Annotated in this window: 20 protein-coding genes; 15 read left to right on the top strand and 5 right to left on the bottom strand. The window is 69.5% G+C overall.

Annotated elements, in window-relative coordinates:
* Nucleotides 1-26 precede the first annotated feature (26 nt).
* The gene (locus KAH28_RS08645; protein WP_290575690.1) at nucleotides 27-1,112 is read left to right on the top strand and encodes a TauD/TfdA family dioxygenase; all 1,086 of its coding nucleotides are present in this window, start codon (nucleotides 27-29) and stop codon (nucleotides 1,110-1,112) included.
* A 33-nt stretch (nucleotides 1,113-1,145) separates the two neighbouring features.
* Here KAH28_RS08645 and corA read toward each other — a convergent pair whose 3' ends face one another.
* Nucleotides 1,146-2,093 carry a magnesium/cobalt transporter CorA gene (gene corA / locus KAH28_RS08640; RefSeq protein WP_290575688.1) on the bottom strand — a complete coding sequence of 316 codons (948 nt, stop codon included), beginning with the start codon at nucleotides 2,091-2,093 and terminating at the stop codon, nucleotides 1,146-1,148.
* 271 nt (nucleotides 2,094-2,364) lie between these two features.
* Between corA and KAH28_RS08635 the strand changes: the two genes are divergently transcribed.
* From KAH28_RS08635 to KAH28_RS08580, 12 genes are all read left to right on the top strand, one after another.
* Nucleotides 2,365-3,819: a TolC family protein gene (locus KAH28_RS08635; protein ID WP_290575686.1), complete on the top strand. Its 1,455-nt coding sequence runs from the start codon at nucleotides 2,365-2,367 to the stop codon at nucleotides 3,817-3,819.
* Nucleotides 3,816-4,985 carry an efflux RND transporter periplasmic adaptor subunit gene (locus KAH28_RS08630; protein WP_290575684.1) on the top strand — a complete coding sequence of 390 codons (1,170 nt, stop codon included), beginning with the start codon at nucleotides 3,816-3,818 and terminating at the stop codon, nucleotides 4,983-4,985. Before KAH28_RS08635 ends, KAH28_RS08630 begins: the two co-directional genes overlap by 4 nt.
* Nucleotides 4,978-8,172, top strand: a complete 3,195-nt coding sequence (locus KAH28_RS08625; RefSeq protein WP_290575683.1) for an efflux RND transporter permease subunit — start codon at nucleotides 4,978-4,980, stop codon at nucleotides 8,170-8,172. Before KAH28_RS08630 ends, KAH28_RS08625 begins: the two co-directional genes overlap by 8 nt.
* Nucleotides 8,173-8,233: 61 nt before the next feature.
* Nucleotides 8,234-8,548 carry a hypothetical protein gene (locus KAH28_RS08620; protein ID WP_290575681.1) on the top strand — a complete coding sequence of 105 codons (315 nt, stop codon included), beginning with the start codon at nucleotides 8,234-8,236 and terminating at the stop codon, nucleotides 8,546-8,548.
* A gap of 156 nt (nucleotides 8,549-8,704) precedes the next feature.
* Nucleotides 8,705-9,883: a TolC family protein gene (locus KAH28_RS08615; protein ID WP_290575679.1), complete on the top strand. Its 1,179-nt coding sequence runs from the start codon at nucleotides 8,705-8,707 to the stop codon at nucleotides 9,881-9,883.
* Nucleotides 9,884-9,895: 12 nt separating this feature from the next.
* The gene (locus KAH28_RS08610; RefSeq protein ID WP_290575677.1) at nucleotides 9,896-11,242 is read left to right on the top strand and encodes an efflux RND transporter periplasmic adaptor subunit; all 1,347 of its coding nucleotides are present in this window, start codon (nucleotides 9,896-9,898) and stop codon (nucleotides 11,240-11,242) included.
* 15 nt (nucleotides 11,243-11,257) lie between these two features.
* A complete protein-coding gene (locus KAH28_RS08605; protein WP_290575675.1) occupies nucleotides 11,258-14,368 on the top strand; it encodes a CusA/CzcA family heavy metal efflux RND transporter in 3,111 nt (1,036 codons plus the stop codon).
* Nucleotides 14,369-14,425: 57 nt separating this feature from the next.
* Complete coding sequence (locus KAH28_RS08600) at nucleotides 14,426-14,881, top strand: plastocyanin/azurin family copper-binding protein (RefSeq protein ID WP_290575674.1); 456 nt, start codon at nucleotides 14,426-14,428, stop codon at nucleotides 14,879-14,881.
* Between the two features lie 190 nt (nucleotides 14,882-15,071).
* On the top strand, nucleotides 15,072-16,385 hold the full coding sequence (locus KAH28_RS08595) for an arylsulfotransferase family protein (protein WP_290575673.1): 1,314 nt from the start codon (nucleotides 15,072-15,074) through the stop codon (nucleotides 16,383-16,385).
* The gene (locus KAH28_RS08590) at nucleotides 16,373-16,648 is read left to right on the top strand and encodes a hypothetical protein (RefSeq protein WP_290575672.1); all 276 of its coding nucleotides are present in this window, start codon (nucleotides 16,373-16,375) and stop codon (nucleotides 16,646-16,648) included. The genes KAH28_RS08595 and KAH28_RS08590 overlap by 13 nt, the downstream gene beginning before the upstream one ends.
* On the top strand, nucleotides 16,645-18,087 hold the full coding sequence (locus KAH28_RS08585) for a sulfotransferase (protein WP_290575671.1): 1,443 nt from the start codon (nucleotides 16,645-16,647) through the stop codon (nucleotides 18,085-18,087). The genes KAH28_RS08590 and KAH28_RS08585 overlap by 4 nt, the downstream gene beginning before the upstream one ends.
* A 73-nt stretch (nucleotides 18,088-18,160) precedes the next feature.
* Nucleotides 18,161-18,796, top strand: coding sequence for a methyltransferase domain-containing protein (locus tag KAH28_RS08580; protein ID WP_290575670.1), 636 nt, complete (start codon nucleotides 18,161-18,163; stop codon nucleotides 18,794-18,796).
* On the opposite strand, the gene KAH28_RS08575 is transcribed toward KAH28_RS08580, so the two are convergent.
* The 3 genes from KAH28_RS08575 to KAH28_RS08565 all read right to left on the bottom strand — a co-directional run bounded on the left by KAH28_RS08575 (nucleotide 18,793) and on the right by KAH28_RS08565 (nucleotide 20,725).
* Complete coding sequence (locus KAH28_RS08575; protein ID WP_290575668.1) at nucleotides 18,793-19,431, bottom strand: cation transporter; 639 nt, start codon at nucleotides 19,429-19,431, stop codon at nucleotides 18,793-18,795. The genes KAH28_RS08580 and KAH28_RS08575 overlap by 4 nt on opposite strands.
* A 27-nt stretch (nucleotides 19,432-19,458) precedes the next feature.
* Nucleotides 19,459-19,821 carry a DUF3703 domain-containing protein gene (locus tag KAH28_RS08570; RefSeq protein ID WP_290575666.1) on the bottom strand — a complete coding sequence of 121 codons (363 nt, stop codon included), beginning with the start codon at nucleotides 19,819-19,821 and terminating at the stop codon, nucleotides 19,459-19,461.
* 127 nt (nucleotides 19,822-19,948) lie between these two features.
* Nucleotides 19,949-20,725 (bottom strand): M48 family metallopeptidase, encoded by a 777-nt coding sequence (locus KAH28_RS08565; RefSeq protein ID WP_290575664.1) that lies wholly within the window; start codon nucleotides 20,723-20,725, stop codon nucleotides 19,949-19,951.
* A 106-nt stretch (nucleotides 20,726-20,831) separates the two neighbouring features.
* On the opposite strand from KAH28_RS08565, the gene KAH28_RS08560 reads away from it, so the two are divergent.
* Entirely contained in the window at nucleotides 20,832-21,128 is a 297-nt protein-coding gene (locus KAH28_RS08560; RefSeq protein WP_290575662.1) for a metalloregulator ArsR/SmtB family transcription factor, read from the top strand.
* Nucleotides 21,129-21,188: 60 nt separating this feature from the next.
* A complete protein-coding gene (locus tag KAH28_RS08555) occupies nucleotides 21,189-22,112 on the top strand; it encodes a cation diffusion facilitator family transporter (protein WP_290575660.1) in 924 nt (307 codons plus the stop codon).
* 9 nt (nucleotides 22,113-22,121) lie between these two features.
* Here the strand turns inward: KAH28_RS08555 and KAH28_RS08550 are convergent, their stop codons facing one another.
* Complete coding sequence (locus KAH28_RS08550; RefSeq protein WP_366918158.1) at nucleotides 22,122-24,314, bottom strand: copper-translocating P-type ATPase; 2,193 nt, start codon at nucleotides 24,312-24,314, stop codon at nucleotides 22,122-22,124.
* Between the last annotated feature and the right edge of the window lie 62 nt (nucleotides 24,315-24,376).

The raw sequence follows: 24,376 nt of genomic DNA, 5'->3' as shown, positions 1-24,376 counted from the left end.
CGACCGGGCGCAATGGAGGAGCAAACGTGAGCACCACCGCCCCCCGCAGCCGCGACCTGCCCGTCGGCGCATCGCTTCCGGAGCTGGAAGGCGTCACGCAGGAGGGCGGCATACCGCTGGTGATCCGGGCGCCCGCTCCCGGCACCAATCTGGCGGCATGGCTCCGGGAGCGGCGGGATTCGATCATGGCTGCCCGCCGCACGCACGGCGCCATCCTGTTCCGCGGCTTCGGTGTGCTCGAAGCGCAGTCCTTCGAGGATGCGGCCCGGGTCATCGCGCCCGATCTGCAGTGCGACTACCTCGGACAGAGCCCCCGGCGCAAGCTGTCCGACTACGTCTTCACGTCGACCGAGCTGCCGCCGCACTATCCGATTCCGCAGCATGCGGAAATGAGCTTCTACTACGACCGGGCTCCGCACAGCCTGTTCTTCTGGTGTGCGCGCGCCGCTCCCATCGGCGGCGCCACACCGCTGACCGATCTGCGGCAGGTCTATCGCGATCTGGATCCCGTGGTGCGGGATGCCTTCGATCAGCGCGGCGTACGGCACATCCGGGCCTACAAGGGGCCCGGGGGTGGCCCCAATCTCGATGTCTTCCAGTTCAAGCGCTGGCACGAGGTCTACGGCACCACCGACAAGGCCGAGGTCGAGCGCATTGCCGCCGAGGCCGGTGACGAGCTGGTGTGGGGCAGGCGCGACCGCCTGACCCTGTACAGCACCCATCCGGCCACCCGCAACCATCCCGAGACCGGTGAGACCGCCTGGTACAACCACAGCCAGGTCATGCACCTTGCCGCCACGCCGCGCGAGCTCATGCGGCAGGCGCGCCGGCTGCAGAGCCTGCGGCTGTTCGGCGCGGCCTGCCTGCTCCGGGTGATCGCGTCCGCCAAGCACCGCCTCGTCCCGGCCGACCGGCAGAGCTATCACGTGACCTACGCCGACGGCGGCGAGATCCCCAACGCACACATCCGTCACGTCTGCGACACCATCTGGCGCAATACCGTCATCACACCCTGGCGGGTAGGCGACGTGCTGGCCATCGACAACGCCAGCGTGGCGCACGGTCGTACGCCGTTCCGCGGCGATCGGCTGGTCGCGGTCGCCTGGGCCTGAACGGCTCCGGGGTCGCTGCGCGCTGGTGCCGCGCTACAGCCACCCCTTGTAGCGGAAGAAGGCGTAGGGGGCGATGCCGGACAGGATCATGCCCACGACCGCCAGCGGATAGCCGAAGGTCCAGCTCAGCTCCGGCATGTGCGCGAAGTTCATGCCGTAGATGCTGGCGATGAGGGTCGGGGGCAGGAAGACCACGGCGGCGATCGAGAAGGTCTTGATGATCTGGTTCTGCTCGATGTTGATGAAGCCCTGCGCCGCATCCATCAGGAAGTTGATCTTGTCGAAGACGAAGCTGTTGTGCGGCAGCAGCGATTCGATGTCCTGCGCCAGCTCGCGCACCAGCTGGCTGTGCTCGGGCCTGAGGCGGCCACGCCGCTGTAGGAAGGTGAGCGCGCGCTGAGTGTCCATCAGGCAGAGGCGCACCTTCCCGCTGATGTCCTCGTGCACGGCTAGGTCGTCGAGTGCGTCCTCCATGTCGGCGTCGTTCTCCTCGAGCACCAGCGCGCTGATCTTCTCCAGGCCGGTGTAGACCTCCTCCAGCGTGTCGGCGAGATCGTCGATCTTGATCTGGATGAGGTTGAGCAGGATCGACATGGCGTCGTCGGCGAGCCCCGCGTGCCGGCGCGACCGCATGCGCAGCAGCCGGAACGCGGGGACCTCGCGCTCGCGCAGCGTGAACAGCCGGTCGCTGGTGACGGTGAATGCCACCGAGGTGTTGCGCGGCCGGCCATCGACGTCCTGCAGGAAGAGGGAGTGGATGTGCAGGCCGCCGGCGTCCTCGTAGAAGCGGGCACTGGCCTCGATCTCGTCGACGTCCTCCGTTTCCGGCAGGGTCTGGCGATAGAGATGGCTGACGCGTTCGCGCTCGTCGTTGTCGGGGTCCAGCAGATCGACCCAGATGGCTTCGTCGAGTGCGACGTGCAGGCGCTCCTCGTCGAGCGGCACGAGTCTCCCGTGTTCGAGCGCAAGCGCGTTCAGCATGGCGTCCCTCCGCGCATGGATGCGCCGAGAGTCTACCCGGGCGCGGCGACGCGCGCGGGGGCTGTGCGACACTGCGCGCCGGCGACGGTCCGACGGCGCGTGAACCGTTGGCTGCATTCCGCGGTCAGTGCGCTGTCCGGCCGGTCCCGTCCGCGGGAAGGCTCCGGCGGACGCGATATTCCGCGCGGATCCCGACAATCCAGCACGAGGCAGGGCCATCAGCAGATCGCAACATCGCTCGACCGGCAGGGCCGCTTCCGGGACGCGCCGCGTGTCGGGGCGAGCGCTGCGCAGCGTGTCGCGGCTTTCGGCCCTGCTCGTCGCCGGATGCACCGCGGGCTGCATCGTGCCGGTTCAGCTCGCGGTCGACGACACGCTGGGCGAGACCTCGCGCTTCGCGGGCAGTGGCGACGCCGCGCCGAGCCAGTGCACGGCGCTGGGCGGTACGCCGCTGCAGTCGCTGATCGCATCGGCGTTCGACGAGAGCCCGACACTGGCGCAGAGCTGGGCGCGCCTGAGTCAGGCGCGCGCCGCGTCGCGCGCGGAGTCGGGCAGCCTGCTGCCGAGTCTGTCGCTGTCGGCCCAGCGCAGTGACGCGTCGGGCAACGGGGGCGGCAGCGTGGCGGGCGGGACCCCGCCGACCGGGGGCGCAACCGGTGGAAGCGACTGGCAGGCGACCGCGGCCGCCAGCTACGAGCTCGATTTCTGGGGACGCCTGGACAGCCGGCGCGAAGCGGCACGGCTGTCTGCCCGCGCGGCCGAGGCCGATCTGCGCACGGCCACCATCTCGCTTGCCGCCGACATCGCCACCGCCTGGGCCGAGTGGGTGACCGCCGCGCGCCGCGTGGCAACGCTGGAAGCACAGTACGGCGACGCCCGGTCGCTCGAACGGCTGCAGGCGCTGCGCTTCGCCAACGGGCAGTCGGACGCGCTGGCACTGTCGCAGGCCCGGGAGCAGGCAGCCGGCGTCTCGGCCCAGCTCGCCGATGCGCGCGGGGGGCTCGATGTGGCTCGCCTGCGACTGAATCTCCTGCTGGGGCGTGCGCCCGACGACGATCGGCTGCCGGCGCCACCGGATGCGCTTCCCGAACCCGGGCCGTTGCCGGCGGCCGGCCTGCCCAGCGCACTCCTCGACAACCGGCCCGATCTGCGCGCCGCCTGGCTGCGCCTGCAGGCGGCCGATGCGCGGGCCGCCGCCGCGGCTGCCGAGCGCTGGCCGCGCCTGACGCTGTCGGCAAGCCTGTTCACGCAGGCCGAGGCCTTCGGCGACCTGTTCGATCGAACCATCCGCCAGATCGCCGCGGCGCTGGACTGGAGCCTCTTCCAGGGCGGTACGCTGGCGGCGCGGCAGGACGAAGCCGAGGCACTCGCGGTCGAGCGCCTCTACGCGCTCGAGCAGGCGTGGCTGGAAGCGCTGCGCGAGGTGCAGGCCGCGCTCGACAGCGAGCGTGCCGCCGGCGAGCGCATCGCGGGCCTGGAGACTCGGCTCGGCCATGCCCGCGAGCGTCTGACCCAGGCGCGGCGCAGCTATGCGCAGGGGCAGCGCGCATATCTGGAGGTCCTGTCCGCGCAGCAGGCGGTCAACAGCGCCGAGCTCGAGGCATTGTCGGCGCGCAACGCGCGTTTCGTGCAGCGGGTCAACCTGTGCCGGGGACTGGCGGCCAACGTCGCCGGCACGCCGCCGGCACCCGAGCGGCTGCGATCGGAGAAAGAGGAAGCGTCGTGAGAAACCGTTCCTGGAAGGCCCTGCTGCCGCTGCTGGTGCTGTTCGCGGCAGTGGTAGTGGTCGCATTGATGGTGATGAGCAGCGAGCCGCCGGCGCGCCACGATACCGGCGAGGTGCCCGCGCGTCTGGTGCAGACCGCGACGGTTTCGCGGGCGGAGCACCGCATCGACGTCCAGGCGACCGGCACGGTGGTGCCGGCGGAGTCGGTCGTCCTGCAGCCACAGGTCGCCGGCCGGGTCACCGCGATCAGCCCGGAGCTCGAGCCGGGGGCGCTGGTGCGCAGGGGCGACGTGCTGGTGCAGATCGAGCGCACCGATTACGAGGCGGCGGTCGCCGAGGCCGAGGGCCAGCTTGCCCAGGCGCAGGCCGATCTGGCGCTGGAGCGCGGGCGCGGCGATGTTGCCGCCGAGGAGTTCGAGAGCTTCGCGGACGAGCTGGATGTGCCGGTGAACGAGGCACTGGCGCTGCGCGAGCCACAGCTGGCGGCGGCGAGGGCGGCGGTGCGCCGTGCCGAGGCGGCGCTCCGGCGCGCGCGCGCCGACCTCGATCGCACCAGGCTCACCGCGCCCTTCGATGCGGTGGTGGTATCGAAATCGGTCGACGTCGGTGCGCAGGTGACCGCGCAGAGCCAGCTCGCCGAGCTGGTTGCGGTCGATCGCTACTGGGTGCGGGCCACGCTGCCCATAGCGCACCTGTCCGAGATCGATGTCCCCGGGTTCAACGCGGAGCACGGTTCGGAGGCCATCATCCGCCAGAGCGTCGGCACCGGGCGGACGGTCGAGCGCGCCGGCGAAGTCACGCGCTTGTTCGGCGGTGTCACGGAGCAGGGCCGGCTCGCACAAGTGCTGGTCCGGGTTCCCGATCCGCGTGCGCGGGAAACCGACGGCCTGCCGCTGCTGCTCGATGCCTTCGTCGACGTCACGCTGCGCGGCAGGCGTTCGCGCGAACTGATCCGCCTGCCGCGCGAGCATCTGCACGAGGGCGATACGGTCTGGGTCTTTGACGACGGAACGCTCGATATCCGTTCGGTCGGGGTGGTCTGGCGGGCGCGCGACCACGTGCTGATCGGCGAGGGTCTGGACGACGGCGAAGCCATCGTCACCAGCCCGCTCAGCGGTCCGGTGGCGGGTCTCCGGCTGCGCCGCGAGGACAGTGCCGATGGCTGAACCGCGCGGACCGATCGCGTGGATGGCCGAGAACCACGTCGCGGCCAACCTGCTGATGCTGGTGCTGCTGCTGGGCGGCCTGATCTTCGCGCTCAACGTCAAGCAGGAGGTGTTCCCGAACATCCAGCTCGACACCATCACTGTCGAGGTACCCTTCCCCGGTGCGACGCCCAGCGAGGTCGAGGAAGGCGTCGTGCTGGCCATCGAGGAGAACCTGCGCGACATCGAGGACATCAAGGAGATGCGCTCGACCGCGGCCGAGGGGCGCGGCGTGGTCACCGCCGAGCTGTTCGCGGGCAGCAACATCAACGCCGCGCTCAACGACGTCAAGAGCGCGGTGGACCGCATCACCACCTTCCCGACCGAGGCCGAGGAGCCGATCATCGCCCCGGCCAGCCTGCGTCAGCAGGTGGTGGCGCTGATCCTGCACGGCGACGTCGATACCCACACGCTCAAGCGGTTGGCCGAGCAGGCGCGCAGCGAGCTGCTCGACATGCCCGGGATCACGCTGGTCGACATCGCCGCGATTCCGCCACCCGAGATCAGCGTCGAGATATCCCAGGCCGAGCTGCGCCGGCACGGGCTGACCCTGCCGCAGGTCGCGCAGCGCATCGATCAGAACTCCCAGCAGCTGGGTGCCGGCACCATCGAGACGCGCGGTGGCGAAGTGCTGGTACGGGTGGACGAGCGCCGCGAGACCGCCGAGGCGCTGCGCGAGCTCGTCGTCATCGCGGCCGCCGACGGCACGGTGGTCCGCCTGGGCGACATAGCCCGCATCGATGACGGTTTCCAGGACACCAACCGTGCGGCCTACTTCAACGGGCGGCCGGCCGGGCAGGTGCGCATCTTCCGCGTGGGCGAGCAGTCGCCGCTGGACATTGCCGCGGTGGTGCGCGACTACGCCGAGCGCAAGCGTGCCGAGTGGCCCGACAGCATCGGTGTCGAGGTGTGGCAGGACCGCTCGGAGCTCTACGCCGGACGCATCGGGCTGCTGATCAGCAACGGACAGATCGGCGTGGTGCTCGTGCTGATCGTGCTGGGGCTCTTCCTTCGGCCGGCGCTGGCCTTCTGGGTGACGCTGGGCATTCCGGTCACCTTCCTGGGCGTGTTCCTGTTCATGCCCATGTTCGGGGTGTCGGTGAACATGCTCTCGATGTTCGCCTTCCTGCTGGTGCTCGGTATCGTGGTCGACGACGCCATCGTGGTCGGCGAGGCCGGTTTCCATCATCGCGGCGAGGGCGTGGCGCCGCGCGAGGCGGCCGTGCGCGGCGCGCGCGAGGTGGGGCGCCCGGTGGTGTTCGCGGTGCTCACCACCATCGTGGCGTTCGCGCCGCTGCTCTTCATGCCGGGAACCATGGGGAAGTTCTTCAGCGATATCCCGCTGGTGGTCATTCCGATTCTCCTGCTGTCCCTGGTCGAGAGCCTGTTCATACTGCCGGCGCACCTCGCTTCGGTACGCGAGGTGCGTCCGTGGCGCGGGCCGCTGGGCTCGCTGCAGCGCCTTCAGGAAGGGGTTTCGGTCCGGCTGCAGCGCTTCATCCGCCATCGCTACCGGCCGTTCCTGGCGCGTGCGCTGCGACGTCGCTATCTGACCCTCTCGCTGGGTCTCGCCGCGCTGATCGTCGTGCTCGGACTGCTCGCGTCGGGTCGAATGCCGGTGCGCTTCATGCCGGACATCGAGGGGGACTCGGTCACGGCAACGGTGGTCCTGCCGGTGGGCGCCGCCATCAGCGAGACCGGCAAGCTCGTGCAGCGGCTCACCAGCGAAGCGCGTGCGACCGCGAACGAACTGGCCGGCGAGGGCGCCGATGGCGTGCTGCGCGGCATCTATGCCGAGGTCGGCGGTCAGGCCGGAGAGGGCGGCCCCGGCGGCGGCGGCAGTTCGCAGGGCAGCGCCAATTCGGGCTTCGTGCAGGTGGAGCTGGTCGAATCGGGCCAGCGCGAGTTCAGCGCACGCCAGTTCTCGGATGCCTGGCGCGCGCGGGTGGGGGAGCCGGTCGGTGTCGACCGGCTGAACTTCTCGTTCGGACTGGGGCCCGGCAGCGGTGCCGACCTCGGCATCGAGCTGGCGCACCGCGACCAGGACACGCTCGAGCGCATGGCCGAACGCCTCGCGGCCGAGTACGCCAGCTATGATGGCGTCTACAACATCGACGACGGCTTCACGCGCGGCAAGACGCAGATCGAGGTCCGTCTCACCCCGCTGGGCCGCGCGCTGGGCCTCGACGTTGCTGCGGTATCGGCGCAGCTGCGCGGCAGCTTCTTCGGCGCCGAGGCCGAGCGCCAGCAGCGTGGTCGCGACGAGCTGCGCATCTACGTGCGTCTGCCGGAGGCGGACCGCGACCGTCTGGAAACCCTCGAGAATCTCATCCTGCGCACCCCGAGCGGTGGCGAGGTGCCGCTGGACCAGGCCGCGACGCTGACCTACTCGCGCGCCTTCACCAGCATCGGCCGCGAGGACGGGCGGCGGGTCATCGATGTCACTGCCGCGGTGAATCCCGCGCTGGCCTCGGCCAGCCAGATCAGCGCCGATCTGCAGGCCCGTGCGCTGCCCGCGATGGCCCGCGACTATCCGGGCATGGACTGGGAGCTCTCGGGCGGCCAGGAGGATCGCGCCGAGTCCTTCGCGGCGCTCGGCAGTGGACTGCTGATGGCCCTGTTCATCATGTACGCGCTGATCGCGGTGGCGTTTCGCTCCTATGTGCAGCCGCTGCTGATCATGCTGGCGATCCCCTTCGGTCTCATAGGCTCGGTGGCAGGGCATCTCATGCTGGGGCTGGACATCTCCTTCATCAGCCTGTTCGGGCTGGTGGCGCTGTCCGGCGTCGTGGTCAACGACAGTCTGGTGCTCATCGATGCGGTGAATGCCGCGCGCGATCGCGGCCACAGTCCGGCGTGGTCCGTGGTGATCGGCAGCGCCCGCCGCTTCCGGGCGGTGCTGCTCACCTCGCTGACCACCTTCTTCGGACTGGTGCCGATGATCTTCGAGACCTCCCTGCAGGCCCGCTTCCTGATTCCCATGGCGGTATCGCTGGGCTTCGGCGTGCTCTTCGTCACCGTCATCGCGCTGGTGCTGATCCCGGCGGCCTACCTGATGCTGGAGGACATCCGGCGCGGCACCCGGCGCGGTGTCGAGCACCTGCCCATGCCGGAGCACGAGGACAACGGGGCGGCGGTCGAGCGATGAGAGGGCACTGCGCGGAGGTCGGACCGTCCATGTGCCACTCGTCCCTGCTACGCTGCGATCCATGAGGCAACGCGCTTCCACCATCACGGCGCTGTCGTTGGCGGTGTTCGTGCTGCTGACCGGGTTCTCCTGGTCGGCGCACATCGACACGCCCGCGGCGGGCGAGGGCGCTCTCGCGGCCGCGCATGCCCACACCGATGCGGGAGACGCCGTGACCGACTGCGACCATTGCTGCCATGCGTCGGCGCACCTGATCGCGTTGCTGCCGGTTCCCGGTACCCACGAGCTCATCGCGGTCGCGCAGCGACTCCCGGAAGCGGTCGACAGCGTTCCGCAGACCGAGCCCGATCCCCCCTACACACCTCCCATCGTCTGAGTCTTCTCCGCAGTTCGTCGCGGCGCGCAGCGCGCCGTGTCCGCTATTCGCGATGAGGACGCAACGATGTCTCTCCCTTCAATTCGCGCGGCCGGCGTACTGCTGGCCTGTGCGCCATGCCTTGCAGTTGCTGCACAGCCGCCGTCACCGCTTGACTTGAACCAGGCCCTGGACTGGGCCCAGCGCAACAACCCCACACTGATTGCCGCCCGCATCGGGCTGCGCCAGCGCGAGGGTGCGCTGGTCCATGCCGAGCGTGCGGTGCCCGCCAACCCCCAACTCGGGCTCGAGGCTGCCGATCGCGATCCACCGGGCGGATCGGCCAGCACCGATATCGGCATCCGCCTGAGTCAGGAATTCTGGATCGCCGGGCAGGGCGGGCTGCGCCAGCGCGCCGCGCAGGCGCGGTTGACCGCCGACGAAGCGGACTTGCGGTTTCTGCAGGTTGCCACGCGTTCGCGTGTGCGCGCCGCCTTTCTGGACGCGCTCGTGGCGGAGCGCGCAGTGACCACCGCGCAGGAGGTGGTGGCCGTGAACCGCGACCTTGCCGACTACGCGCAGCGGCGCCTTGATGCGGGGCAGGGCACGCGCATGGAGACCAATGTCGCCCGCATTGGTGCGGGGCGCGCCAGGGCGCTGCTGGCGCGCGCCCAGTCGGAACGGGCGCAGGCCCGTATCCGGCTGCGCGAGCTGCTGGCGCTGGCGCCGGATGCACCGCTGCAGCTCGAAGGACGGCTGAAGCCTACGGCGCCGGAAATTCCCGACAAGCAGACCCTGATTGAGCGCGCGGTCGCCCAGCGCGACGATCTCGCGGCGGCGGCGTCGCGGGTAGCCGCGGCGCACGAGGACCTTCAGCTCGCACGCCGCCAGATCACCCCCAACCTCACCGTTTTCGGCTTCTACCAGGAAGAGGAAGGGGCGCGCATCGCCGGTGGCGGTGTCTCCCTGCCCCTGCCGGTGCTGCACCGTTACGGCGGGGAGCGCCAGCAGGCCGTCGCCGGCCTGGAAGCGGCGCGTCTCGACCGCGAAACCCTGGAGCGCGAGGTCCGACTGCAGGTGCTGTCAGCGCTGAGCGCGCTCCAGGCAGCACGACAGCGCGTCGAGGCCATGAGCGAAGAGGTCGTGACCGCGGCGCGCGAGAACTTCGCATTGACCCAGCGCGCCTTCCAGGCCGGAGAGCTGGGCGCACCGGCGCTGACGACCGCGCAGGACACCCTGATCAATACGCGGCGCGACCATCTCGACGCCCTGCGCGAGCTGGTTGCCACCGGCACCGAACTGGAGCGCGCAACGGGGGGGCTGATCGCTCTCGGCAACGCGCCCGTCAACGAATAGAGGAATACCGGAATGCATACACGACACAACGCCGCGCTGCTGCTGGTGGCCGGCACCTTGATGGCTACTGCTGCCTGTGGTGGCAGCACCGATCGGGCCGTGACCGCCCCTGCTGGTGACGATGCACACGCCGGTCATGAGGGCAACGCGTACGGGGAAGGCGATAAGCACCAGGGTAGCGGACACGAAGCCGAAGGCTCTGATGCGGAGCGCCGGCACGCACCGGGACACGGCGAAGCCGGGCACGATGAGGACGGCAGGGAAGGCCATGATGGCCACGCGCAGGAAAAGCGCACACTGCATCTGGAGTCGGCCCAGCGCGATCAGTTGTCGCTGCGCATCGCGCCAGCCGAAGCCGGCACGGCGACCGACAGCGTGCAGGCGCCCGCGACAGTGGCCTTCGATGCGGATCGCATTGCCCGCGTCGGGCCGCGGCTGGAGGCCAAGGTGCTGAAGGTGAGTCGGGACCTCGGAGAACGTGTCGCTGTCGGCGAGACGGTTGCCATTCTGGACAGCGTCGCGCTGGGGCGCGCCAAGGCGACCTATCTGACGGCCCGCGCCAAGCTATCGGCCGAGCGCGCGAACTACCAACGGCACGAGAAGCTGGCCGAGCAGCAGATCATCAGTCAGGAGAAGCTGCTGAGCTCGCGTGCGACCTACCTTCAGGCACAGGCCGAGCGCGACGCCGCCCGCGCCGAGCTGCGCCTCTACGGCCTCAGCGAGGACGCCATCGCGGGCATTGCCGCCGGCGGTGACGCGCCGCTGTCGCGTTACCCACTGACTGCTCCCGTCGACGGCACGATCCAGCAGCGCGATCTGGTCCCGGGGCAGACCCTGTCCGCGCAGGACACGCCCATCCACATCGTCAATACCGAGCGCATGTGGGTGATGATCGAGGCCGACGAGCAGGACCTGCCACGGCTGGCACCGGGCCAGCCCGTGACCCTGTCGTTGCGCGCCCTGCCGGGACGACGCTTCGAGGGGGTCACGGACTGGGTGTCGCGGGAACTGGACGAAGCCACGCGCACCGTGCGCGTGCGCGCCGAGGTGCCCAACCCGGACGGCGCATTGCGCGCCGGCATGTTCGGCACCGCCCGCATTGCCACCGACGACAGCGCGCGCTATGCGCTGGTACCGGTGGATGCCGTGCAGACGATCGAGGATAAGCAGGTTGTCTTCGTGCCCGGAGACGAGGAAGGTGCGTTTCGCGCCGTCCCGGTAGTCATCGGCGCCGAGGGCGGCGGTCGCGTCGAGATTCGCGACGGGCTGTCACCCGGCGATCGCGTCGTGACGATTGGCGCCTTCGACCTCAAGTCCGCGCTCACTGCCAGTGGCCGCAGCGCCGCGCACAGCCACTAGCGCGAGGCGGGCATCATGATCAACGCAATCGTGCGACTCGCGCTCGAGAATCGGGTGCTGGTCGTCGTCGCAGTCATCGGGCTGGCGGTCGGCGGCACCTTCTCCTTCCAGCGGCTGGCGGTGGATGCCTTCCCGGATGCCACGCCGACGATGGTGCAGATATTCACGTCCAGCGAGGGGCTGTCCCCCGAGGATGTGGAGACGCTGATCTCCTATCCGATCGAGATCAGCATGTACGGCCTGCCGAATCTGGCGAAGGTGCAGTCGACATCGATCTTCGGACTCTCGCGCGTCGACGTCTACTTCGAGGACGGCACCGACATCTACTTCGCCCGGCGTCTGGTCAACGAGCGACTGGCCGAGGCCCGGCGCGAGATTCCGCCGGGCCTGGGTGAGCCGCAGCTCGGTCCGATCACCACCGGGCTCGGTCGCGTCCTGATGTACACAATGGAAGGCGAGGGCTTCTCGCTGATGGAGAAGCGCACCTTCCAGGACTGGATCGTCAAGCCGCAGCTGCGCACCGTTCCGGGTGTCACCGGCGTGCTCTCCATCGGCGGCTTCGAGAAGCAGTACCAGGTACAGCTTGACCAGAATGCGCTGCTGGCGCGTGATCTCACTGTCGCCGATGTGCGCCGCGCGCTGGCCGCCAACAACCGCAATGTGGGCGCCTCCTTCATCAACCGCGGCGGCGAGGAATACATCATCCGCGGTTACGGCTGGGTGGAGTCCGGCGCGGTCGGGCTCGACGACATCCGCGACATCATCATCGCCGAGCAGGGCGGCAACCCCGTCACGGTCGGCGATGTGGCAGAGGTCGCCCATGGCGCCGCCATCCGCCGTGGTGCGCAGATAGCCAATGGCGAGGAGTCGGCCGGAGGCTATGTCTTCAAGCTGATCGGCGCCAATACCCAGCAGGTACTGGTCGACGTCGAGAAGAAGATCGCCGCCATCAATCAGTCCCTGCCGGACGGGCTGCGCATCAAGCCCTTCTACTCGCAGGCCGAGCTCACCAGCAAGGCGATCGGCACGGTGCAGTCGGCGCTGCTGTTGGGGGCGGTGTTGGTGCTGTTCTTCCTCTATCTCTTTCTCGGCAACTTCCGCTCCACGCTGATCGTCGTGGCCAGCGTGCCGCTGTCCGTGCTGGCGGCCTTCATCGCCATGTACTTCGCGGGGCTTTCCGCGAACCTGATGAGCCTGGGCGGGCTGGCCATCGCCATCGGGATGATGGTGGACGGCTCGGTGGTCATGCTGGAGAACGTGTTGCGCAATCTCGAGGCCCGGCAGGAGGGCGAGGCGGTGCCCTTGCTGCGCATCGTCGGGGAAGCCGGCCGTGAGGTCGCGAGACCGATCGTGTTCGCTACCGGCATCATCATCATCGTCTTCCTCCCGTTGTTCACGCTGCAGGGCGTCGAGGGCAAGCTGTTCACGCCCATGGCCACCACCATCAGTTTCGGGCTGCTGGGCGCCCTGCTGCTGGCGCTGACGCTGGTACCGGTGATGGTCACGCTGCTGTTCCGCAAGGGCGCCGCCCAGTCTGAACCGAGGCTGGTACGCTGGCTGAAGGCCGGCTATCGACCGTTGCGGGATGGCGCGATGCGCAGGCCGGCGGTCGTGCTCGGCTGTGCAGTAGTGCTGTTCGCCGGCAGCTTGCTGCTGTTTCCGCTACTCGGGTCGGAGTTCGTGCCGACGCTGCGTGAAGGCACCTTTCAGGTGCGCTCGACCCTGCCTCCGGGCGCGAGCCTCGATTCGGCCATTCAGTACGGCAAGCGCATCCAGTCCGTGCTTCGGGCCTTTCCGGAGGTGACCGGGGCCTATTCGCGCGTGGGGCGTGCCGAAGTGGGCGGCGACCCCGAGCCGGTCAATGTCGTCGCCACGGTGATCACCCTCAAGCCATTGGGTGCATGGAAGAGTGGTCGCAACTACGAGCAGTTGCAGTCGGCCATGGCCGAACGTGTCTCGGAACGCATCCCGGGACTGGCCAACAACTTCTCGCAGCCCATTCAGCTGCGTACCGATGAACTGCTCTCCGGGGTGCAGGCGCAGCTCGTGACCAGCATCTTCGGTGAGGATCTGGACGAACTGGCTTCCGTCGGTCGCAAGGTCGAGGCGTTGGCCAGGGAGGTTCCCGGCGCTACCGATGTCCGCATGCAGCAGCAGTCCGGCAAGCGCCAGATCGTGGTCAAGCCGGACCGCGACGCGTTGGCGCGTCACGGCATCAGCGTCGACGAGGTGCTGAGTACGCTGTCGGTCGGCGTCGGCGGCGACGCTGTGGGGCAGGTCTTCGACGGGGTGCGGCGCTTCGACATCTTCCTGCGCCTGCAGGCGGAGCAGCGCGCGGGTCTGGAGCAGATCCGGAACCTGCAGCTGCGCACGTCGGACGGTGTGCTCATGCCCCTGAGCCGCGTCGCCGATGTATCGCTCTACACCGGACCGAAGAAGATATCCCGTTCCAATGCCGGCCGCCGGATCTACGTGCAGATGAACGTGCGCGGGCGCGACATGGGCAGCGTGGTCGAGGATCTTCGCAAGCGCATCCGGGCGGAGGTCGACATGCCGCCGGGCTATTTCGTCGCGTTCGGCGGCCAGTTCGAGAACCAGGAACGCGCCATGCGCCGGCTCTATTTCGTCGTGCCCGTCACGCTGGGGCTGGTCTTCCTGCTGCTGTATTCGGCGTTCTCGTCGCTGCGCTACGCGGCGCTGATCTTCCTCAATGTGCCCTTCGCGGTGACCGGCGGCATCGCGACGCTGTGGGCGAGCGGTCTCTATCTCTCCGTACCTGCGGCGGTGGGATTCATCGCGGTCTTCGGTGTCGCCGTGCTCAACGGGGTAGTGCTGGTGTCCTGCATCAACCAGCTGCGGGAAAAGGGCATGGCGCTCGACGACGCCGTGCGCACCGGTGCGGAGCATCGTCTGCGGCCGGTGCTCATGACCGCGGTGACCTCGATCTTCGGGCTGGTGCCATTGCTGCTGGCCGACGGCATCGGCGCCAATGTCCAGCGACCGCTCGCGGCCGTCGTGGTGGGCGGGCTCATCAGTTCGACGCTGCTCACGCTGCTGGTGCTGCCGGCGGTCTATCGCTGGTTCGCGGCCGGCGCGGATCGTGGGCCAGCGCGAACGCAATCGTGAACCCTGCGGGCGGATCCGGTGTCGTGTAGGGGACGTTCATCAATGAAGGAACCAACCATGCTGAACAGGATCATCCGCGTGCTCGTCGTCGGTGTGCTCGCCGCGAGCGCGCTGCCCGCGTATGCGAAGACCGTGACCGTCGAGGGCCAGAACAGCCTGCGCTTCAGCGTCGAGAGCATCACGGTACAACCGGGTGAGGAAGTGACCATCGAGCTGGTCAACAATACCGAGATGCCGCCGCAGGCCATGTCGCACAACTGGGTGCTGCTCGCTGCCGGTGCCGATGCCGACGCATTCAATGCGGCCGCGCTCGGCGCCAAGGACAACGACTACATCCCGTCCGACATGGCCGATCAGGCGCTTGCCCATACCGCGATGATCGGAGGTGGTGAGAGCGACACGATCACCTTCACCGCGCCCGAGACGCCCGGCGACTACACCTATCTGTGCACCTTCCCGGGCCACTTCTCGGCCGGCATGAAGGGCACGCTGACGGTGGCATCCGGCGGATAGCCCACCGGCGGGCCGGTGGTCGCGGCGCGCGGCCGCCGGCTCACCTCTCTTCCGGTGTGGAACGGAGAACGCCGGGACGGGCGTGTCGCGGATACCGCGGCGGTTCAGCTTCCCCGAGTAGCTTGGAGGTCTCCGGGGTGCGGTGCGGACATGCAGTCGCGCCGCCGGTCCCGCAGCCGGGAGACACCATGTGAGCAGGTACGCGCTGATCTACCTAGGGGTTCTGGTCTGTCTGGCATACGGCTATGCCATCGGCAGGCACGAGGTGTTTCCCCATGCGTGGATCGAGACGGTCCGCAGCGAGATCCGCTACCTGCGCAACGATCTCAGCGACGGCGTCGAGCGCTTCCTCGTGCCCTACACGCCGTCCGACGCGAGCGGTTTCGCGCCAGCCGCCCCCGGTCGCTACGCGTTCGGGAGCACGCCGGCAATCCGCACCGGGGACGGGGCCGTTGCAGGCTACCGGGCGCTGATGGGGTCCTTCGACTTCAATCCGCCCGGACATGCCATCGTGCTCCTCGACGCAGGCAATGCCGTACGCCATGTCTGGCGTCTGCAGGAGGAAGTCGCCGACGGCGGGCCGGAAGTGCGGCCCGATGCCAACAAGTTCCCGCACGGCATGGAGATCCTGCCGGACGGCTCGGTGGTCTTCGCCTACGACGGCGGCGCCTCCCTGCAGCGCTTCGATGTCTGCGGTACGCGGATGTGGCGGCTTCCGGGCCGATTCCACCATTCGGTAACGCTCGATGCGGACCGGCGCCATGTCTGGACCCTGCTCGATGCCGAGGGCTCGGAACCGGATCCGTCCATCGATGTGGCCAGCCGCCGCTTCCTCGTGCGCGTGGCGCTGGACGACGGCGAGATCGAGCGGCGCATCTCGCTGCGGCAGATCATGGACGCCAACCCGGGAATCGACATCCTCGGACTGCATCAGACCGATCTCGAGGAACGCTACGAGTGGCGCGGCGATGCCTTCCACGAGAACGACATCGATCCGCTGCCGCGCGAGCTGGCCGATGCGTTTCCGCGCTTCGAGGCCGGCGACCTGCTGCTCAGCATGCGCTCGCTGGACCTTGTCTTCGTGCTCGATCCGGATGATCTGGCGGTCAAGTGGTGGCGCATCGGGCAGGTGCGGCGCCAGCACGATCCGGACTGGCAGCCCGATGGCTCGATCACGATCTACGACAACGACATGCACCGCGGCCCGCTGCGCATCGTGCGCATCGAGCCGGAGAACTACCGGGCAAGCGTGCTGTACGAGGGGAGACGCCACGGCGCACAGACGTGGTTTCGGGGCAGGCATCAACGGCTGCCCAACGGGAATCTTCTGATCACGGTGCCCCAGCAGGGGCGGGTGCTCGAGGTGGCGCCGGACGGCGCGCTCGTCTTCGAGCTGCTCAATCGGTACCGGCCGCAGCCGGGCCGCAACCTGCTGGTGTCCGAGGCCCGTTGGCTGCCGCTCGACTACTTCGACTTCGAGGAGTTTCCGTCATGCGAAAGCTGAGCCCCGCCATCGTCCTTCCCGTCCTGTTGCTCGTTGCCGCGCCCGCCGCCGCCTATGTCGGCCCGGGCCTGGGTGCGGGCACCATCGGTGTCATCCTGGGTTTCATCGGCTCGATCCTGCTGGCGTTGTTCGCCATCGTGTGGTTCCCGATGAAGCGCGTGCTGAAGAAGCGTCGCGGTGCCGACCGGGCGCAGGCGAAGCAGCATCAATCCCCGGACCGGGACGACGAGGCCGTCGAACCGGATGAGCGGGCAGCACCATGAGCGCCGTGCTGTGCGCGATCGTCGGCATCGCGTTCGTCGAGCTGCTGGTGCGCACGCACTTCGTCGGCACGGCGTACGCGCTGCTCGATACCGGATCGCGGGCGACCCATGTCGTGACGTCGAAGCGCATCTCCGATCACTGGAAGGAGCGTGCGGTGCTGGCCTACTCCGGCACCATGATGCGATGCACGCTGCGTCTGGGCCTCGTTCTGCTCGCGGCAGCGGCTGCGGTATGGGGCCTGGGGCTTCTCTCCCGCGCGCTGATCGACCTCGATCTGCTGCAGGCGCTGACGACGTGGCAGGGCCTGGCGGTGAGCACCGCCGCGGCCCTGGTGTATGCAGCCATCGCAGGGCGCCGCGAAGCGCACGCGGACGAGGCGGGCACCGGCGACTACACCGCCACCGACAAGCTCCTGCATCGCGTGGCCCTGTCCAGCGCGGCCGTGCGCGAGATGACCTTCGATCTCGAGATGGCGGCCGGTGGCCGCGCCACGACCGCCGAAACCGTCACGCAGCGCCATGTCTTCGTGGCGGGGCTGGCCCGTGCCGGTACGACGGTGCTGATGCGCAGCCTGCACGCCAGCGGCGCATTCCGCTCGCTGACCTATCGCGACATGCCCTTCGTGCTGATGCCGAACCTCTGGGGACGCGTCGCCGCGCTCGGCGCGCGCGACCGGGCCGCTGGAGAGCGCGCCCACGGCGACGGCATCGCGGTGGACTTCGACAGTCCGGAAGCGCTGGAGGAGGTGTTCTGGAAGACCTTCTGCAGCGATGCCTTCCTGCAACCGGACCGTCTGGTGCCGCACCACGTCGATGACGAGACCGTCGACCGTTTCCGCGACTACATCGATGCGGTAGTCCGCAGCGACGGCGCCGACGGTCGCCGACGCTATCTCTCCAAGAACAACAACAACATCCTGCGACTGCCCGCCATTGCCGAGGCGTTGCCGGAGAGCGTCATCGTGGTCCCGTTCCGCGAGCCGGTGCAGCAGGCACTGTCGCTGAAGCGCCAGCACGAGCGCTTCGCGGCGCAGGGCAGGGACGATCCGTTCGTGCGGCGCTACATGCAGTGGCTCGGCCACCACGAGTTCGGACCGGACCACCGGCCGTTCTGCATGGACGAGGACGCATTCGCCGCGCTTGCGCAGCACCGGCCGGAAGGGCTGGATTACTGGCTGCTGCTGTGGTGTCAGGTCTACCGGCACCTCCTCGCCACGGCCCCGGCGCGGGCCGTCTTCCTGAGCTACGAGCGCGTCTGCGACAACGCAACGGGCGCCTGGCCGGCACTGCTGGAGCAGGTCGACTGCCGGGCCGCGGAGACCGACGGTCGGGCACCGCAGCTGCAGGCATCCTTCCGCACGCCCGGTGCGCTGCCCGATCGCGCGCTCTGCAAGGACGCGGATGCAGTGCACGGCGCACTGCTGGAACGCAGTCTGTAGCGCGTCGCCGTACCGCCGCGTTCCGGGTCACCGCAATCGGGTACCGTGCTGCCTGTGCGCAGGAGGTGCGCCCATGGAGCACGACGAGTACGCCCCGCTGCGGCGCGAATACGCGCGGGCCGCGCGGCACTACGACCGGCGCTGGGGCCGCTACGTGGCGGCATCGGTGGCGGCTACCGTGGCCCGGCTTCCCGCCGTGCGCGCGGGCGATCGGGTCCTGGATATCGGCTGTGGCACCGGCGTGCTGCTTGCGGCGATCGCCTCGCATGCTCCGGATGCACGATTGTCGGGCATCGACCTGTCCCCGGGCATGCTGCGGCAGGCGCGCGCGCGGCTCGCGCAGGGCGTCGATCTGCGGGAGGCGTCAGCCCATCGGCTGCCGTTCGGCAACGCGGTCTTCGATCTGGTGGTCTCGAGCAGCGCCTTCCACTTCATCCGCGCGCCCGAGCAGGCGCTGGCGGAGATGCGCCGCGTTCTGACGCCCTCGGGGCGCATCGTCATCACCGACTGGTGCCGCGACTACTGGACGATGCGCCTGCTCGACGGGTATCTGCGGGTGTTCGATCGCGGCCACTACCGCACCTGGGGCGCGGATGCCCTGCGCGATGGTGTCGCGCGCGCCGGCTGGCCGTCGGTGACGGTGGAGCGCTATCGCATCGATGCCTTCTGGGGCCTGATGACGGTGTGCGGCGGCCCGGCGGCGCGCTAGGACGTCGCCGTCCCGCACTCGCCGGCGTCGCGCCACGCGCGGCCGGCATCGCGCAGCACACCCGCCGCGGACCACAGGAATAGCACCGCAATGCTGCTGCCCACCGCGACATCGGGCCAGCGGCTGCCGCTCCAGACCACCAGCCCCGCGGCCCCTATCACGCCACAATTCGCGATCAGGTCGTTGCGCGAGCAGATCCAGGCCGAGCGCATGTTGACGTCGTCGGTCCGGTGGCGGGTCAACAGCAGCAGGCACATCGCATTGACGCCCAGCGCCACCGCGCCGACCGACGCCATGATCGCCGGTGCCGGCATCCCGCCGTACAACGCCTTGTGCACTGCGTCGCCCAGAACGAGCAGGCCGAAGGCGGCCATGACCGTGCCCTTGGAGGCAGCGGACACGGCCTTCCAGCGCGCGCTGCGCGCAACGACGAACAGGCTCAGCCCGTAGACCAGCGCGTCACCCAGCATGTCCAGCGAATCGCCGAGCAGCGCATTGGACGCGGCCATCCAGCCCGCCGTGAACTCCACGACGAACATGGCCGCGTTGAGTGCCAGCACTGCCCACAGCATGCGGGCCTGGCGGCTGCGCATCGCGGCGATGTGACTGTCGTGTTCGTTGCAGCAGTGCGACATCGGGTCGTCCGAACCCGCGAAGGCGCCTCAGCCGGACCGGCGCGCGCGGCGGATGAGGACTGCGAGATCATCGGCTACGGGGAGCCGGCGGAACGGACTGATATCGGCGCCGCCGGTGTTGCCGGCCGGTACCAGCCCGATCGCCGTCTTGGTGGCGGCACCCGCGATGCGCAGGATCTGACCGAGCATCTCCCGCACATCGCGTCGGCGCCATGCCCACGCGAACATCGCCGCGTGCGCCCGCACATGCTCGCGCGTCGACGCTTGCCCGAGGACGTGGGCGCGCTCCAGATGCGCGAACGCCAGGCGGGGCATGCCGCGACGGGCGGCAGTGCGCGCCATGCGCAGCTCGGCATCGACGTGCGGTCGGATGTTGCGTGCGAAACCCATGGTGATCTCCGGCGGTACGGGCACAGCCCTCACGCTAAGGCCTGTAGTCGCTACAGGGTCAAGCCCCGGGACTCGGCGGGCCCGCCGGCGGCGGCTGCAGCCGCGCGGAAGAATCCGGCGCCGGCCGTCAGCACGGCGGTGCCCCGTTGCGGCCATGGCGGCGCGCAACCTCCGGCACGCGCGCCCGCAGATCGGCGATGCGCGATTCGTGGGCCGGATGCGTCGACAGCAGCTCGATGGGCTGGCCGCCGCCGGCCCGCGCCATGTTGCGCCAGAGCGCGACGCTTTCGTCCGGCGCGAAACCGGCCGCGGTCATCAGGTGCAGGCCGATGAGGTCGGCCTCGCGCTCGTGTGCGCGACTGAACGGCAGCGCGATGCCGATCTGGGCACCGATGCCCAGGGCCTGGAACAGGGCTTCGCTCTCGACTTCCCCGAGAAGGCCGATCAGCATGAGCCCGACCCGTATCCCGAGCTGCTGGGTCATGCGCTCGTTGCCGTGATCGGCGAGCAGGTGGCCGACCTCGTGCCCGACGATGGCGGCCAGCTGGCCCGGGGTTTCGGCGACTTCGAGAATGCCGCTGTGCACCCCGATGTGGCCGCCCGGAAGCGCGAAGGCATTCGGCGTCGGGTCCTCGAACACGGCCACGTCCCAGCGCTCGGGGGCTGCCGTGTCCGGATAGTGCCGGCGTGACGCGGCGACGATGGCGTCGGCGATGCATTGCACGCGCGCGTTGATCGCGTCATCCGTGCTCATCGGCTGGCGGCGCTTCATCTGCGCGAAGGTCGAGCGCCCCATGTCGGTCATCACCGAATCCGGCACCAGGGCGAGCTGGTTGCGGCCGGTGGGGGTCTGCTCGCAGGCGCTCAGCAGCAACGCGGCGGCAAGGAGGATGAGGCGCAGCATGGTGGGGGCGGGCCGGGACGGGGACGGATTGTGGCACCGGCCGGGCGGTGATACATCAAATGATTGAACAGTTGTTGATATGTTTGATATCATGCGCAGCATGACGATGGTCGATCACGATAAGGCCGCCGAGCTGGCGGAGATATTCCATCTGCTGGGTGACCCCAACCGGCTGCGCCTGGTCTGCGTCTGCCTCGACGAGGCGGTCAGTGTGCAGATGCTGGCGGAGCGGCTGGGGCTTTCCGCGTCGCTGACCAGCCACCACCTGCGCCTGCTGCGCGCGGCACGGCTGGTGCGGGGCGAGCGCGACGGCAAGCGCGTGTTCTACCGCGCGGCCGATGCGCATGTCCGCGACATGCTCACGGCCATGATCGATCACATCGACGAGGAAGCCGATAGCTGACGCCGGCCGCACGGGCTCCGATGCCCCGGCGGCGCCATTCGATGGACCGAGGTAGCGACGATGTCCGGAAGCCACGATCACCATGAGCATCACCACCACCACCATGGAAGCGGGCGCACGCTGACCCTGGCGCTCATCGCGACCGCATCCTTTGCGGCGGTGGAGGCCGTCGGTGGCTGGCTGTCGGGCTCGCTGGCGCTGATGTCGGACGCCGGGCACATGATCACCGATGCCTCGTCGCTGGGCATCGGGGCGCTCGCGGCCTGGATCGCCCGCCGCCCGGCGTCCCGCAGCCACTCCTTCGGGCTGCAGCGCGCCGAGGTCATCGGGGCGCTGATCAACGCGCTGCTCATGCTGGCGGTCGTGGGCGCGGTCGCGGTCGCCGCCGTGCAGCGGCTGGCCGATCCGGCGCCGGTGGCGGGCGGTGCCGTGATGCTGATCGCCGCCATCGGCCTGCTCGTCAACGTCGCCGTGGCGGCGATCCTCATGCGCGGCGAGCAGACCATGAACGTGCGCGGCGCGCTGCTGCACGTCATGGGGGATCTGCTCGGCTCCGTTGCCGCGCTGGTGGCGGGCGTGGTGATCGTCGCCACCGGCTGGACGCCCATCGACCCCATCCTGTCGCTGTTCGTCGCGGCGCTGATCCTGTTCTCGGCCGGGCGTCTGATGCGCGATGTGCTGCACGTGCTGATGGAAGGCGTGCCGCGGGGCGTGGACGTCCAGCAGGTGAGCAGCGACATGGTGGCGGTCGAAGGTGTGCGCTCGGTCCACGATCTCCACATCTGGACGCTGTCGTCCTCGTCCTATGCGCTGGCGGCGCACGTCGATCTGGAGGTGCTCTCCGACTGGCAACGCCTTCTGCCGGAGCTGCAGGGCATGCTGCGCGAGCGCTTCGGCATCGCGCACAGCACCCTGCAGCCCGAGGATTCGACGATGGGCGCGTACTGCGCCACCGATCCGGGCTGCGGCGGCAGCACGCGCTGACGTGCGCCGTCAGAGCGTCGCGCGGCGCAGCCGCAGCGCATTGCCGATCACCGATACCGACGACAGGCTCATTGCCGCCGCCGCGATCATCGGGCTGAGCAGCGTCCCGACCAGCGGGTAGAGGATGCCGGCCGCGATCGGAACACCGGCGGCGTTGTAGACGAAGGCGAAGAACAGGTTCTGCCGGATGTTGCGCATGGTCCGGGCGGACAGCAGACGGGCGCGGGCGATGGCGCGCAGATCGCCGCGCACCAGCGTGACGCCGGCGCTTTCCATGGCGATGTCGGTGCCGGTGCCCATGGCGATGCCGACGTCGGCGCGGGCCAGCGCCGGCGCATCGTTGACGCCGTCGCCGGCCATCGCCACGCGCCGGCCCTCGCGCTGCAGGCGCTCGACGAGCTCGTGCTTGGTCTCGGGCAGGGCCTCGGCGTGGACCTCGTCGATGCCGAGCTGCCCGGCCACGGCATGCGCCGTGGATGCGCTGTCGCCGGTGACCATGACGATGCGCAGGCCGGCTTCGTGCAGCATGCGCACGGCCTCGGCGGTGGTGTCCTTGATCGGGTCGGCCACGGCCACGATACCGGCGGCCTGCCCGTCGACGGCGGCGAGGATCACGGTCTCGCCGCGCTCGCGGCGCGGCTGTGCGGCGGCCTCGAAGTCGCCGGTATCGATGCCCTGCTCGCGCATCAGGTAGGCATTGCCGATCAGCACATCGTGCCCGTCGACACGGCCGCGCAGCCCCTTGCCGGTCAGCGACTCGAAATCCCCGGCTTCGGCGAGGGCGATGTCGCGGTCGGCCGCGCCCGCCACGATGGCCCGCGCCAGCGGATGCTCGCTGGCGCTCTCCAGCGAGGCCACCAGCCTCAGCAAGGTGGATTCGTCGATGTCGCCGTGCGGCGCCACCGCCGTCAGCCGGGGGCGGCCCTCGGTGAGCGTGCCGGTCTTGTCCACCAGCAGGACGTCCACGCGCTCCAGCGTTTCCAGCGCCTCGGCATCGCGGATCAGCACGCCCTCGCCGGCGCCGCGGCCGACGCCGACCATGATCGACATCGGGGTGGCCAGGCCCAGCGCGCACGGGCAGGCGATGATCAGCACCGATACCGCGGCCACCAGCGCATGCGCCAGCGCGGGATCGGGCCCGAGCCAGCTCCACAGCGCGAAGGCGAGCACGGCGACCGCGACCACCGCCGGCACGAACCAGCCCGCGACCCGGTCGGCCAGGCCCTGGATGGGCGCCCGGGAGCGCTGCGCCTGCGCCACCATGTCGACGATGCGCGCCAGCAGGGTGTCATCGCCCACCTGCCCGGCCGTCATGATGAAGCCGCCTTCCTGATTGACCGTGCCGCCGGTGACGCCGTCGCCGGCCTGCTTGGACAGCGGCATGGGCTCGCCGGTGAGCATCGACTCGTCGACCGACGAACGTCCCTCGGCAATGGTGCCGTCGACCGGGATCTTCTCGCCCGGCCGCACGCGCAGGCGGTCGCCGGATTGCACGCTGTCGAGCGCGACATCCTCCTCGCTGCCGTCGTCGCGCAGGCGGTGCGCGATCGCCGGTGCCAGATCGAGCAGCGCCGACAGCGCCTGCGACGTGCGGCCGCGCGCGCGCAGCTCCAGCACCTGACCGAGCAGGACCAGCGTGATGATCACCGCCGCCGATTCGAAGTAGACGGGCGCCTCGCCGTCGTGCCCTCGGATCGCCTCCGGCAACGCGTCGGGCAGCAGCAGCGCCAGCAGCGAGAAGCCGTAGGCCGCGCCGGTGCCCAGCGCGATCAGGGTCCACATATTGGGGCTGGCGTTGATCACCGATTTCCAGCCGCGCACGAAGAAGTTGCCGCCCGCCCAGAGCACCACCGGCGTGGCGAGGATCGCCTGGATCCAGCCGAAGGCCGATCCCAGCCAGTCCTGCAGGTGCAGGCCGGGCACCATGTCGCCCATGGCCAGCGCGAGGATCGCGAGCGACAGCGGAACGCTGACCCAGAAACGGCGCGTCATCGCGTCGAGCTCTTCGTCGCCGCCGGCCGCCGGCGTCATCGGCTCCAGCGCCATGCCGCACTTGGGACAGTCGCCCGGCTCGTCGCGGATGATCTCGGGATGCATCGGGCAGGTGTACTGCGTGCGCTGTCGCACCGGTGCCTCGGGCTCGAGCGCCATGCCGCACTTCGGGCAGTCGCCGGGGCCTTCCTGCCGCACGTCCGGGTGCATCGGGCAGGTATGGGTCTTGCCCTTCGCGGTTTCGGGTGCGGGCTGCGACCGTTTCGTGTCGT

The organism is Algiphilus sp. (assembly GCF_023145115.1).
GTDB lineage: Bacteria > Pseudomonadota > Gammaproteobacteria > Nevskiales > Nevskiaceae > Algiphilus.
The sequence above is the reverse complement of the archived record's forward strand: the minus strand, read 5'-3'. Positions and strand labels throughout refer to the sequence as shown.

Coding starts and splice junctions, on each gene's coding strand:
- KAH28_RS08610 (WP_290575677.1), top strand. CDS start 9,896: ATGCATACACGACACAACGCCGCGCTGCTGCTGGTGGCCGGCACCTTG.
- KAH28_RS08560 (WP_290575662.1), top strand. CDS start 20,832: ATGGTCGATCACGATAAGGCCGCCGAGCTGGCGGAGATATTCCATCTG.
- KAH28_RS08555 (WP_290575660.1), top strand. CDS start 21,189: ATGTCCGGAAGCCACGATCACCATGAGCATCACCACCACCACCATGGA.
- KAH28_RS08600 (WP_290575674.1), top strand. CDS start 14,426: ATGCTGAACAGGATCATCCGCGTGCTCGTCGTCGGTGTGCTCGCCGCG.
- KAH28_RS08565 (WP_290575664.1), bottom strand. CDS start 20,725: ATGCTGCGCCTCATCCTCCTTGCCGCCGCGTTGCTGCTGAGCGCCTGC.
- KAH28_RS08570 (WP_290575666.1), bottom strand. CDS start 19,821: ATGGGTTTCGCACGCAACATCCGACCGCACGTCGATGCCGAGCTGCGC.
- KAH28_RS08605 (WP_290575675.1), top strand. CDS start 11,258: ATGATCAACGCAATCGTGCGACTCGCGCTCGAGAATCGGGTGCTGGTC.
- KAH28_RS08620 (WP_290575681.1), top strand. CDS start 8,234: ATGAGGCAACGCGCTTCCACCATCACGGCGCTGTCGTTGGCGGTGTTC.
- KAH28_RS08590 (WP_290575672.1), top strand. CDS start 16,373: ATGCGAAAGCTGAGCCCCGCCATCGTCCTTCCCGTCCTGTTGCTCGTT.
- KAH28_RS08575 (WP_290575668.1), bottom strand. CDS start 19,431: ATGTCGCACTGCTGCAACGAACACGACAGTCACATCGCCGCGATGCGC.
- KAH28_RS08550 (WP_366918158.1), bottom strand. CDS start 24,314: ATGCACCCGGACGTGCGGCAGGAAGGCCCCGGCGACTGCCCGAAGTGC.
- KAH28_RS08585 (WP_290575671.1), top strand. CDS start 16,645: ATGAGCGCCGTGCTGTGCGCGATCGTCGGCATCGCGTTCGTCGAGCTG.
- KAH28_RS08625 (WP_290575683.1), top strand. CDS start 4,978: ATGGCTGAACCGCGCGGACCGATCGCGTGGATGGCCGAGAACCACGTC.
- corA (WP_290575688.1), bottom strand. CDS start 2,093: ATGCTGAACGCGCTTGCGCTCGAACACGGGAGACTCGTGCCGCTCGAC.
- KAH28_RS08580 (WP_290575670.1), top strand. CDS start 18,161: ATGGAGCACGACGAGTACGCCCCGCTGCGGCGCGAATACGCGCGGGCC.